We start from the raw sequence: 13283 nt of genomic DNA, 5'->3' as shown, positions 1-13283 counted from the left end.
AATAAATAGAAACATAAGGTTTGCCGTCCGCAGTGTCATTATGACTTTAAACTCAGAACTTATAACGCAAGATCGCTTCAATGTTGCGAGGTGCGCCATAGTAATACTGAGAATATTGGCCGAACTGGGTGTAGTAGGTCTTATCAAAGACGTTATTCAGGTTAACCGTCAAAGAGAGATCCGGTGTGAATTGATAACGGCTCATCAGGTTCACCACAGCAAAGCTGTTTTGTTCCGCTTGCATTGATGTTTTTCCAGGCCCATCAACGGTCAACCAGGTTTTATCCTGCCAGTTAACACCACCACCAATGGTCAGATTGCTCATCGCACCTGGCAAGGTGTAGGTGGTAAACAGCTTAAACAGCCTGTTTGGCGTATTGGCATTGATTCGCACACCATTAGGATCTGTTGCCCGGAATTGCGTGTAACCAGTATAAAGACGCCAGTTATCTGTCAGTTGACCACTGATTTCTGCTTCGAACCCGCGAGTTTTGGTGCCATCCACTGTATAACGAGGAATGGAGAGATCTGGTAGTCTCGGGGCATTGTTATCCACTAATGGCAGGTTATCTTGACGGATTTCAAAGACTGCCAGTGAATAATCGAGACTGTTATCGAAGGCAACACCTTTTAGGCCCACTTCATAGTTTTGTCCAGACACTGGGGCAAGTAATTTGTTATTGCGGTCACGTTGGTTTTCCGGGTTGAATATTTCGGTATAACTGGTGTAAACCGACAAGTCTTGAGTAATGTTGTAGATAAGTCCACCGTAAGGAACAAATTCGTCACTGTAGCTGGCATTTTGTGGAGTATTGAAATTATCACCACGTGTTTGCCAACTGGTTACTCGACCACCAAGGATCAAGGTCAATGGATCTGCCAGAGAAATCTGAGTGACTGCATAACCTGAGGTCTGTTCATTACGGCCTTTCGAGCCATAAGTTCGCGTATTACTCCACTCTGGTTCAGGATATTGCCAGCCAGGAGAGGTGAAGTCACCTATTCCTGGACAGCTATTTGGACGTGTAAGCATACAGGTTGCGTTGAAGTAATCGTTTTGGAAATCCTGTTGCTGATGGTTTAAGCCGAAGCTGACATGATGTGTACGGTTAAACAACCGGTAGTCACCGTTCACTTGTAGATCGTAGTTCTTCTGGCGACGGCTGCCATCGATGAGTGTCATGTTACCTGGCACCATACCAATATTGGTGCTACGGTTAGGAAAACTTGTTGCCCACAGGACTTTTTGGTCCAGAGCGCTATTATCATAAGTAAAGGTGCCTTTTACACTCCAGCCGTTGTCAAAGTTATGTTGCAGGCTGGTAAAGGTAGAGAAGGTCCGAACTTTTGAAAAAGCCCAATCAGGTGCATAGCTGTCGCTGCGTTTATAGTCTGTTTTGCTGCCGTTTGCAAAGTAGATCGGCAAACCACCAAACATACCGCCACGGGTGTGATTACGTTGATAATCCACGCCTATAGTCAGCAAGGTATTTTCTGTCAAATCCGCTTCAAGAACGCCATAGAACGGGTATCTTTCGTTGTTATTGCGATCAATAAAAGAGTTAGCCGCTTGATAGGCTGTAACGAAACGTCCACGTAGGTTGCCGCTGTCATTTAATGGGCCAGAGAGATCAAGGCCAGTGCGCCATTTATCCCAAGAACCTGCTCCGGCAGAGAATTCACCACGGAAATCGCGGGTTGGACGTTTACGAATCAGGTTAACGGCTGCCGAAGGATTGCCTGGGCCAACCATCAAACCGGCTGCTCCACGTACCACTTCGATACGATCAAGCAGGTCAGCATCCAAAAGATTGTCACCATAGTTAAAGCGAGTGTCGTAGTAGGTCGCAACCCCATCACGCAGGATGTTATTGATAGACATGCCACGAGAAGTAAACCCGAAACGATCACTATCAAACTGGCGTACGTTCATACCCGTTGTGCTATCGATGACGCGATTAACACTGTCCAGATTTTCGTCAAGCATCCGTTGTTTGGTCACGACACTGACGGTCTGTGGCGTTTCACGCGCCGAGAGGTTTAGACCGGTGGCGGTGACCATCGACGTGGTATTGTACATGCCGGTGTCTTCGGTCACCCCTTCATGTTCTGGTCGTGAAGCGGTGACGAGTATCTTGTCATTTTGGGCAGCGGTTTTATCGCTCTTATTCTGTGCACTTTCCGCGATTGCATAGCTATTTCCCATTAATACTAACTGTATAGTCATTGCAAGAGTTGTTTTTTTAATCATGGAATCCTTTTGCAAAAACGGATACATCACTTTCTTATTATTCATTCCATCCCCAAATTAAATCTTTTGGTATTTATCTATGTTGATATTTTTATTTATTGCTGTTCGGCTTGATGAAGAATAACCGAGTATTCATGGCGTAAAGCGTACAGCGGGTTAACTAAGGTTCCGGCGAATTTGAGATTCTTTTCGCGATCGTCGAGGTCGATCATCTGTTGATTGTTTGCCATTTGCAGACGGTTCAGACAGGTACGAATAAATTCCCGCTTAAACAGATCGAACTGGCGGAATTTTTCAATCTGATGCAGATGTTGTGATTGGTAATTATGGACACAGCGTGCAACCAGTAGCCAGAAACGCTCTTCGGGTAGATTAAGATCTTTTTGCAACAGCGGAATCAGGTAGCGGAAGAAACAATCGAAAATATCAAGGAAGATATAGTTAATTTTCATATCGTCTTCGATAGTGACGTGCAGGAAATTAATCTCTTCAGGCAATTGGAGATCACCATTCAAAATAGCGATTTCTTCACCAATATCTTTCATCAACATGTTTGTTGGGCTGTTATTATCCAATACCAACATCAGATTTTCGCCATGTGGCATAAATACCAGATCATAGGTGAAGAAAGAGCGCAGTAATGGCGAGAGGTAAGCATCGAGATAACGTGATATCCACTCTTCTGCATCTAAACCAGAACTCTTTACCAAAGCTGCGACGACGGAATGACCTTGATAATCGACATGCAGCAACGAAGCCATTGTCATCAAGCGTTGGTTATCCTGCAACAGCGTCATTGGGCTTTCGCGCCACAGTGCTGACAACATTTTCTTATGTGGGCTGTCCTTCTTAATGGCTGATTCAAAGTAGTTATTGAAATAACCGAGAGCAGCACGTTCCCGTAATACGGTAAAACCCTTCTGTTGGAAGAAACTGTCATTATGGACTAAGTTGCTGAGCCACTCATTGACTGATGGGGTTGTGACCATGCTGTGTGGATCGAGCCCACGCATAAAGCCCATGTTGAGCACGGATAGGGCGGTCTTAACGTAGTTCTTCTTCGGTTGAGTAATGTTGAAGAAAGTGCGGATAGATTGCTGAGCAAGGTAACGATCATGCCCTTCTCCAAGATAAACAATATGATTATTGGCAATATCTGCTGCAAAGCTGATCGCAATACGGTGCTGCCACTGCCAAGGGTGGAGAGGCATCAGATAATAATCTGACGGGCATAATCCCAACATATTAAGGTGGCGTTCAAATTGGGCTGGCAGATATTTCCCCAATTCTTCTTCTATTAATTGTTGGTATGAAAGATCGGATAGTGCAGAGAAAATAGCTTTATCCTTATGTACCGCAATCCAGATTAAAGTCACGGGGCTAGCGCTTTCAGGTGCATAACGCTGATAATCATCGGCATCAAAACCAATTCGGCCATTATTGGCAATAAAGACTGGATGGCCTTCACTCATTGTCGTTTCAACGACTTGATAATCGGCATAAGCTAAATCTTGGGCTGTAAGTCGGTTGTACTGATATTTAAAAGCGTGACCGTAGAGCGTACTGGATATCTCGTCGAGATAAATCGGCAGCATTTTTTCCGGGATTTCCAACAGCGGATGCAACTCAATAATCAGTTGAATAGCATCAAGTGGCTGAGATTGATTATCCCTGAGTTTGGTTACGGAAGCGGCATCAATATCAATATGATCGAGCTGATAAGTTTCTGCTTGAAAATGGTATTGGTAGTCACCTATTGTCAGAGAATATTGCTGTTGTCCATGATAGGTAGGGTTAATTAATTTTTCGTGACATAGCTCACGTAATATTTTTGTCACCAGATGGCGATTGGCATAGAGCCAGTTCTCTGCGTTGAGATGCAGAGTGTGATTATCGGAGTTAATATGCAGTGAACTCATGGTGATAACAATCCCTATTCATAATCAAAAATCACATCCAACATAGTCGTTATACACTGGAAACAAATCGGTACGCTTAATTCTGAAATTTTCGAATATAAGCATCCTTTTCCAGGTATTCATTCCGGTTCTCTTAGACAGGTGACTTTTGGGGTATTCAATTTTGATAACATTAATACAAATTATTATCATTAACAACTGTGTAAGTGTAAGGATTTACTCTAGTTTTGTTTAAATAGCAGGCAAAAATGTGGTGTTATGGCGCTGCATTGGGATGAGTAAGATGAATTGGGGAAGAATTTTTGAGCGGCTATAACGTTTAACAAAATCTGCGTTTATACCGAGATGATGTTCAATGACATGCTGTAATTATTTCGAGAGTGAGATAGCATAATGCTCAGGCGTTTTGCATGGCGTCTATGATTTTTTAATATGGTTGAGGAAAAGCGTGTCTACCGCAGAGGTCATTAATACGATATCACTGGCAGAACAGGTATTGCGGAAAACCTTTGGTTACTTGCAATTCCGTTCTGGTCAGCAACAAGTTATCGATACCATTCTTGAAGGGCGTGACTGTCTGGTCATTATGCCGACTGGTGGCGGTAAATCATTATGTTACCAAATTCCGGCACTGGTACAGGAAGGGGTAACTTTGGTTGTTTCCCCGTTGATCTCTTTAATGAAAGATCAGGTGGATCAACTGCGGGCAAATGGCGTTGCGGCAGATTGCTTGAATTCAACTCAGGCCCGTGAACAACAGATTGATGTGATCCGGCGTTGCCGTCAGGGCATGATTAAATTGCTGTATATCGCCCCTGAGCGTTTGATGATGGATAACTTCCTTGAGCAACTTCTGGAATGGCAACCAGCCATGTTGGCTGTGGATGAAGCCCACTGTATTTCACAATGGGGCCATGATTTCCGGCCGGAATACCGGGCATTGGGGCAGCTCAGGCAACGCTTTCCGACATTACCTGTCATTGCGTTGACGGCCACCGCTGATGAAACGACTCGCAATGATATTGTCCGACTACTGAATCTTAATAATCCACTTATCCATATCAGCAGTTTTGACCGTCCCAATATCCGTTATACCTTGATAGAAAAATACAAACCATTAGATCAACTGTGGCTATTTATTCGCGGTCAGAAAGGTAAAAGTGGCATTGTGTACTGCAACAGCCGCAGCAGAGTTGAAGAGATATCAGAGCGTTTACAAAAACGTGGCTTGAGTGTTGCGCCATACCATGCCGGGTTGGATAACAGTCAACGTGCGCGGGTGCAGGATGCATTTCAACGTGATGATTTACAGGTGGTGGTGGCAACCGTGGCATTTGGTATGGGAATTAATAAACCCAATGTTCGGTTTGTGGTTCATTTTAATATTCCTCGTAATATCGAATCCTATTATCAGGAGACCGGGCGTGCCGGGCGTGATGGTCTGCCGGCGGAAGCGGTGCTGTTTTATGATCCCGCGGATATGGTATGGCTTCGCCGTTGTCTGGAAGAGAAAGAGGTGGGCACACAGCAGGATATTGAGCGACATAAGCTCAATGCAATGGGGGCTTTTGCCGAAGCGCAAACTTGCCGCCGTCTGGTGTTATTGAACTATTTTGGTGAAAGCAAACAAACCCCTTGCGGTAACTGTGATATCTGCCTTGATCCACCAAAAAATTATGATGGCTTGGTGGATGCCCAAAAAGCGCTTTCTTCTATTTACCGGGTTGGGCAGCGCTTTGGTATCGGCTATATTGTTGAAGTGCTCAGAGGTGCGAATAATCAGCGTATCCGTGATATGAGACATGATCATTTGCCGGTTTATGGTATTGGTAAAGATCAAAGTCAGGAACACTGGGTGAGTGTATTGCGGCAGCTTATTCATTTAGGCTTTATCAGTCAAAACATTGCCAATTATTCTGCATTACAATTAACAGAAGCGGCACGTCCGATATTGCGTGGTGAAGTTTCGCTAAAACTGGCTGTTCCACGAATACAGAATCTAAAAGGGCGTAGTCAGCAAAGTAAATCGTATAGTGGTAATTATGATCGCAAACTATTTGCCAAGCTACGTAAATTACGGAAATCTATTGCTGACGAAGAAAATATCCCGCCTTTTGTTGTATTTAACGATGTCACGCTGATTGAAATGGCAGAGCAATGCCCGGTTACGGAGGGTGAAATGTTATTAATCAACGGGGTAGGGCAACGGAAACTTGAACGTTTTGGTAATGTCTTTATGGCCTTAATTCGTGAACATCTAGAGGAGTTTGGATAGTCAGAGGGCAACTTATGACGCCAGAAATGTTGAAAGAAAGTTGGTTCAATCGTGAGGTGCAGTTCTCTGTTTTTGCCAATGGGCCTCTGTTAGATTTTTGGCAAGCTAGGGAAGAGTGTGAATTTATCGGCGTCGATAATGTACTGATACGTTATGTTCGTTTTTGCACAACAATAAAAAATGATAGAGCGGTTGTTATCTTTCCTGGCCGTAGTGAAAGTTATGTCAAATACTCGGAAGTAGCATTTGATTTTTATCACCTTGGTTACGACATTTTTATTATTGATCATCGTGGGCAGGGGCGATCCAGCAGGATACTTGCAGATCCACAAAAAGGGCATGTAGAAAAATTTGATGATTATATTGATGACGTTGAAATATTAATAGAAAGAGAAATTCTTCCTCGTCATTATTCTCATTGTTATGCGTTAGCTCATTCAATGGGAGCGGCAATATTAGGGGGATTTTTATTACGTCACAGCCAGGTATTTGATGCAGCAGCCCTTTGTGCTCCTATGTTTGGTATTAACTTTCCTATGCCACGTTGGTTGGCAACTTTCCTGGTAAATCGGGCTGAAAAGCGGCCGGATATGCGCAACCATTATGCGGTATTTACTGGGAAATGGCGTCCGTTGCCTTATTTGATAAACCTTCTGACACACAGTTATGAACGTTATAGCCGTTACCTCCGTTATTACGCGGATTATCCGGAATTACATATCGGGGGACCGACATATCGTTGGGTGCGGGAAAGTATCTGGATTGGCGATATGCTGATAGAAAAAGCCGGAGAAATTGAGACGCCATTGATAATTTTAAAAGCCAGTGAAGATAAGGTTGTTAATAATTGCCGATTACGGGCTTTTTGTGAATCACGTAATAAAGTGAGGGCTTTCATCAAAGAACGTTCACCTTTGATTATTCAAGGGGCGCATCATGAGATCCTGTTTGAAAAAGATAAATTACGTAGCCAGGCACTCAACGCCATTTGTGATTTTTTTGACCAGAATTGATTCAATTATAGGAATGATAACTATGTATCACATTGTTGCTTCAGATTTAGATGGCACTTTGCTGTCTCCTGATCACAAATTAACTTCTTACACCAAGGAAACTCTTAATTTACTGACCAATAAAGGCATTCATTTTATTTTTGCTACTGGTCGTCATCATGTAGATGTTGCGCAAATCCGAGATGTTCTTGGTATTGATGCCTACATGATTACTTCCAATGGTGCGCGGGTGCACAATGCTATGGGAGAACTGGTTTTCAGTCACAATGTTGATCCTGAGATTGTGCATGACTTGTGTCTAATGGAGTTTGATAACGTTGATATTCTGACGAATTATTATTGCCATGATCACTGGTATATGAATCGTGAATGCCCTGAGCAGAAAGAGTTTTTTCAGGAATCGGTGTTTCATTATCAACTTTTTGAGCGTGACAACTTTAAAACCGATGACGTATGTAAAGTTTATTTTACCTGCCAAGATCATGATCTATTGGTTGCGTTGGAAGAGAAAATCAAAGCGCGTTGGGGTGATAGCGTTAATGTAAGTTTCTCGTTGCGCAATTGTCTGGAAGTTATGGCGGGTGGTGTTTCGAAAGGTCATGCACTTGAGCAGGTAGCCCAAGCTATGGGTTATAAACTGAGTGATTGTATTGCTTTTGGTGATGGCATGAATGACTTTGAAATGCTGACGGTAGCAGGTAAGGGCTGCATTATGCAGGATGCTCACCAGCGTTTGAAAGATATCTTGCCGGATATGGAAGTGATTGGCTCAAACGCTGATGATGCGGTTCCCCACTATTTGTGCGAAATGTATCGGGTTTAATTTATTATCCACGGTAATTGCAGCGCTATTGGCGCTGTCAGATTATTATGGCTTTAGCCAGTTTAAGTAGCGTCAGCTTCTTAAACATAAAACCACCCGCTATGCGGGTGGAAATCAAGGGTTATACCAAGAAAAACACCTTTCCGTTACGATATAGATGTTCAAGCTAATATACGTAACTCAAATAAGGAAAGGTGTTTATGGGAATTAAAGCACAAAGCTCAGCACATACAAAGTGGCTGTGCAAATACCACATCGTCTTTTCGCCGAAATACAGACGAAAAGTCATTTTTACCCGTATCCGTTCGAGGATAGGTGAGATTTTACGAGACCTTTGTCAGTATAAAGGAGTAGAAATCATCGAAGGGCATCTCATGCCAGATCACGTCCATATACTGGTGAGTATCCCACCTAAAATAAGTGTTTCAAGTTTTATGGGATATCTAAAAGGTAAAAGCGCATTAATGATATTTGATAAGCACGCCAATTTAAAATACAAGTTTGGCAATAGGAAGTTTTGGTCAGAAGGATACTACGTGAGTACGGTAGGGCTAAATGAAGCCACAATCCGAAAATACATCAGAGAGCAAGAAAAGTCAGATTTAATGCAGGATAAGTTAAGTACACGAGAGCATGAAGACCCCTTCAAGGGGTAAGCCAAAGAAGCAAAGACACTTAGCTTGAACGAAGAGAAAGGGCGTCATTTAGGCGCAGTCGGTAATATGCCCTTATAGGGCTAGAGCAAACCACCCGCTATGCGGGTGGTTATGATTTGCTGTTTGATGTATGTTATTCATAGAAATTTTATCGCTCAAAGCTGCTCGTAAAATCTTCATTCCAATCGGTAGTTACTTGCCTTGGTGCGATTTTTTTAAGGCGTGCAGGACGGTGTTAATGCCAATCTTGAGGACACGAGCGGTGTCACGGACACCCGAGCCGTTGAACGCTATATCGACAATCTTCTCTTTGACGCCAGGTTTGCGAGCTTCATAGGTGTAGGTGAGCTGAAAAACATGGGGACAGGCTGGGCAACGATAGCGAACGTGACCGGCAGGGGTCTTACCGTGGCGATATGCGCGGTCGGAGTGGCAACGAGGACAGTGAACGGTGATGGATGCTATGAAGTGCTGAGTCTCAAAAGCACCCATCATACCGCTTCAACCGATCGGAGGCATCACCCGATTAAGGTAGAATCGCCTTCGTTATGTTCGAGCTGATTAGTATGCCAATTTTTCAATTTAGCATACTTTTTTCGGGATAAACGCCCTTTCAAAAACTGACCACTCTTTGCTTTTAATATCTAACAGAGAGCAATTGTTAGATTGCTATTAGAGGTTGGCAACGAATTGTTTATTAAATTCAGCATTCACTTTATCACTGAGAAGTTCGTACTTTTCACTTAATGCAATTTGCTGCGTTTGTAGTTGAGCTGGGTTTTTAACAAGATCAGATGCGTGAAGTTGACCCATCTCTTCCATAAAGCCGCTAGTTAACTGACTGAAGAGTGCATCTTTACCGATAATAAAACTCGAAAAGTTCTCTTTTACGAACTCTTGTTCATTGGGACTTAAGCTTTCTAAACCCAGACGTGCCTGGTTAGCGGAAGTGACATCGTCAAACGTCGCGTTAGCTGGATCAGTACCAGGCTTTAGGTACGCCGCGTCATTTTTGAAGTCACCAGCATTTTGAGTCATCGCGTTTTCTATGAGTTTTTGAGAGAAACTTCTTACCTCAAACGTAGACTGCACTGGTTTGTGGTCACTGACATTCACAAATCCATCAGTGATCACACTGGTTTCATGGTTCTGTAAGTTACCCGTTTTGTTGGTTAAACCAGTATTATCGAGCTCACCGAAATCAGGGCGATCTCGACCTTCTTTCTGTTTAATATTGCCAGTGTGCTTATCAAGCTGCATGTAAGTATGGCTATCGAGTGGTTTGAACTTAAAGCCATGTTTTGCTAAATGCGTATCATCGTGTGCAATTGGGTCGTACAGCACATCAGAGCCTTCAGCAACACGCTTCTCACGTTCATTGAGATCGCCGGTGATCAGAACCTCTTCATTCGGTTTGATCCCCTCCATCAACTTGTTTCCTTCGAATTCACGCTTTACTTCTTTGTTAGAATCCAAGTGCGCGGAAATCACGTTTAAAGCTTGGCCATTGATCTCTAAAGCGGTTTTCACCCCGCCTTTGTTACCAGTGATACCCATGAAGAATGCCATGTTTCGTCCACCGATACCGTGACGATACTCAGACTCTTTTTTCACGTTAATATCGACGCCATCTTTAGCAAAAACAGACATAGAAGTATAACTAACACCTTCACCAAGACCTTTGGTCATTACTTTCATTTTGTTTTGGCTAAGGAGGTTCATGCCATCGAGTTCTAGGTCGTTAGCAAGCAATTTAGACTCTTGTTCAGCAAACAAGACCACATCATAATCACCTTTTTGGATCAGATTCTGGAAGTAGTTCTTAGTCTCTTCCGGCATCTTTTGGTTAGCCTGGTTGTAGGTTAATGTTAAGACCTTAACGTTGCCGCTGTTCTCTTTTTTGTGCAGCTGTTGGTTCATCAGATTCAGTTTTAAATCACTGTTTTTCGATGAATCTGTATTGCTAAAGAAGCGGTTAAAAAAGCTGCGATTCTCTTTTTGTTTTAGGCTAACTTCACCATCACTGTTTTTAGTAACGCGGTATTCTTTACCAAATACAGAGCCAAACTTAACCGTATCACCTTCTTTCGCATTGGTTTTGATATTTTGAATATCCGCGAAGTCTAAACTACCTCTGTGCTGACTATTAATTTGAATTGTTGACATAAATTAACCTCATATTATAAATAGGGGTGTTCGCTGCAGGGATTAAATAAAAATCCCGACAGGTAGTTTTTCTGGGATCGTTTCTGCGTTATTCGTTTGTTCAATAAAATGGTGCCATTGCTCCATTTTTTCTAACAGTTGCTGAAAGATGTTTTGCACATAATTTTGAGGCTTATTTGATAGAGAAATAATCTTATAAATCGTTAATCTACGGCTATCAGGCATTAAGCCAATACCAAAGCCACCTCTAAAAGGTTCTAGCGCGTGTTCACCGATCGCGACTGCAATCGCTTCTGGAAGAGGCGTTGGTAATTCAACTGGACTGGTCAGAGATATGTGTAAATTAATGGTTGTTTCATTCTTAAATATGGTTAAGAAAAGCGCCTCACCATGGTCATTAGTATCGAATGATAACTCACATTGAAATAATCCATTTTCATCGAAATCGGCACCGTTACCTAAAAATCTGATACTTTCCTGATAGATATCCATTGTGTTCCTTCTATATATTATTTTTTGATGGTTATTCTTCTTAGTAAGAAGGATTATAAAGACGAGGGAATTGTATGATATTAAGTACAGGCGGATTTTTTTATTCTTCCATATGAAAGGTTAAATCTATGGTCACCCTCGTTTTTGCAACACTAATTTTGATGAATTTTGAGCTTGCTTAAATCTATCCGGCGTCACTATAGGCAAGGATGCCCGCGCCTCGATGAGTTCCGCGCCTGATGTTCCTAAAAAACCACTCGGCTTTAATAAGCCATCTTCATAAACAGGATCTTTAGCGGCAACCTGTTATTTTAGATAGAAAAAAGGCTTTATTTATGATCTGATAATTGTCGCCAAACAAAATACCGAGATCAGAGAATAAAGCCGATGACAATTATCTCCACAAAACCTCAGTTAATGCAATTCTTCAGTGACACTTTTCTTGAAAAAACGGCCCGCAGATGTGGCTTTATGGAGCGGTTCAGAAATATTGGGCCACAGTCTCTGGTTCTCAGTTTGATAGCCGCGTTGAGCAAAGGAAACTGCACTTCCATCGCTGACTTGCACCGGCAGTTTAACGGCATGTGCCTGAGTGAAAAACACACTGTCGCCTATAAACCCTTCCATAATCAGTTGCGTAAAAGCACCTTCGCCGATTTTATGAAGAAACTGGTGACATTCGCCATGGTTCAATTGATTGAAAACGTTCTGCCGCCCTTACCCAAAAAATTTGAGCAGTTTGACGATATCCTCTTGCAGGATGGCGGCTCATTCAACGTTCATCCCGATTTAGCGGGGGTTTTTCCCTGCCGCTTCAGCCCATTGAAGGCAGCGGTTGAGTGCCATATGACCCTGTCTTTGTTCAGCCAATCACCCATCGCCATGACGGTGACCGCAGACACGGCATCTGAGCGGGCTTATCTACCAGCTCCCCATACCTTACGCAATAAATTGCTGCTGGCGGATGCCGGTTATGTGGATTTCGGGTACTTTGAACAACTTTCCTTGTCCAGTGGTTCATTTATCGTGCGGGGAAGCCAATCGCTTAATCCCCTGATTGTCAGTGCCCGCAATGGACAGGGGCGACAATTACCGACACTGGCGGCAAAAAACTCAGGGACATCAGCCGCAAAAATAACCGCGATGAGGTACTGGATTTCACCTGTCGGCGTGGCCGATTCGAATTTCGGGTCATCCGGCGTTGGTTCGCGCAGGAAAAGCGCTTCTGTTTTTGGCTCACCAACCTGCCGCCATCCGACTTTACCGCAGATGACATCATGGCGCTCTATCGCTGTCGCTGGCAGGTCGAACTGCTGTTCAAGGAATTAAAATCCCACACCAACCGGACAGGCTTTGCGACCGGTCAGAAAGCGATAGCGGAAGGACTCATCTGGGCAAGTCTGCTGGCGTTGATAGTCCGGCGCAGTCTGGCGAGACGGTTTTTGCCTTCAGTCTCCTTTCTCAAGGCAGCCAAAAATGTTGATGTCTGGTTGTTGCCGATATTGGGCGCGATTATTCATCATGCCGGGTCGGAAATAGAACACCATCTGGATTGGGCCCTGAAATATCTCTCCAAAAACGCGTTGAAGTTGCCTCAAAGAAAATCCAATAAAGACAATACGTTGGAGGGTATTGTCGAGAGGCTTAATGCTTAAGGTTCAGTGTATGAGGTCGTTTTAATCGGATAG

Annotated in this window: 8 protein-coding genes and 2 pseudogenes; 5 read left to right on the top strand and 5 right to left on the bottom strand. The window is 43.3% G+C overall.

Going from position 1 to position 13283, the window contains the following annotated elements:
* Positions 1-52: 52 nt before the first annotated feature.
* Positions 53-2296, bottom strand: a complete 2244-nt coding sequence (locus PluTT01m_RS23715; RefSeq protein WP_011148693.1) for a TonB-dependent siderophore receptor — start codon at positions 2294-2296, stop codon at positions 53-55.
* A gap of 50 nt (positions 2297-2346) precedes the next feature.
* Complete coding sequence (locus PluTT01m_RS23710; RefSeq protein WP_011148692.1) at positions 2347-4170, bottom strand: IucA/IucC family protein; 1824 nt, start codon at positions 4168-4170, stop codon at positions 2347-2349.
* A 448-nt stretch (positions 4171-4618) separates the two neighbouring features.
* Here PluTT01m_RS23710 and recQ point away from each other — a divergent pair, with 448 nt between their 5' ends.
* From recQ to tnpA, 4 genes are all read left to right on the top strand, one after another.
* Complete coding sequence (gene recQ, locus PluTT01m_RS23705) at positions 4619-6445, top strand: ATP-dependent DNA helicase RecQ (RefSeq protein ID WP_011148691.1); 1827 nt, start codon at positions 4619-4621, stop codon at positions 6443-6445.
* A 14-nt stretch (positions 6446-6459) separates the two neighbouring features.
* Positions 6460-7458, top strand: a complete 999-nt coding sequence (gene pldB / locus PluTT01m_RS23700) for a lysophospholipase L2 (RefSeq protein WP_011148690.1) — start codon at positions 6460-6462, stop codon at positions 7456-7458.
* 22 nt (positions 7459-7480) lie between these two features.
* Entirely contained in the window at positions 7481-8281 is an 801-nt protein-coding gene (gene yigL / locus PluTT01m_RS23695; RefSeq protein ID WP_011148689.1) for a sugar/pyridoxal phosphate phosphatase YigL, read from the top strand.
* A gap of 200 nt (positions 8282-8481) precedes the next feature.
* Positions 8482-8937, top strand: coding sequence for an IS200/IS605-like element ISPlu5 family transposase (gene tnpA, locus PluTT01m_RS23690; RefSeq protein ID WP_011148688.1), 456 nt, complete (start codon positions 8482-8484; stop codon positions 8935-8937).
* A gap of 198 nt (positions 8938-9135) precedes the next feature.
* On the opposite strand, the pseudogene PluTT01m_RS23685 reads toward tnpA, so the two are convergent.
* From PluTT01m_RS23685 to ati1, 3 genes and pseudogenes are all read right to left on the bottom strand, one after another.
* Positions 9136-9429 (bottom strand): annotated as a pseudogene (locus PluTT01m_RS23685) (IS1-like element transposase); the annotation flags it as partial.
* Positions 9430-9609: 180 nt separating this feature from the next.
* On the bottom strand, positions 9610-11103 hold the full coding sequence (locus PluTT01m_RS23680; RefSeq protein WP_011148686.1) for a VPA0450 family T3SS effector inositol phosphatase: 1494 nt from the start codon (positions 11101-11103) through the stop codon (positions 9610-9612).
* Positions 11104-11145: 42 nt separating this feature from the next.
* Complete coding sequence (gene ati1, locus PluTT01m_RS23675) at positions 11146-11595, bottom strand: Ati1 family type III secretion system chaperone (RefSeq protein ID WP_011148685.1); 450 nt, start codon at positions 11593-11595, stop codon at positions 11146-11148.
* Positions 11596-11982: 387 nt separating this feature from the next.
* On the opposite strand from ati1, the pseudogene PluTT01m_RS23670 reads away from it, so the two are divergent.
* A pseudogene (locus PluTT01m_RS23670) lies at positions 11983-13250 on the top strand (IS4 family transposase).
* Positions 13251-13283 lie beyond the last annotated feature (33 nt).

This window comes from Photorhabdus laumondii subsp. laumondii, from assembly GCF_003343245.1.
In the GTDB taxonomy this organism is placed as follows: Bacteria; Pseudomonadota; Gammaproteobacteria; order Enterobacterales; family Enterobacteriaceae; genus Photorhabdus; species Photorhabdus laumondii.
Note: the sequence above shows the minus strand (reverse complement) of the source record. Positions and strands in the feature narration are given on the sequence as shown.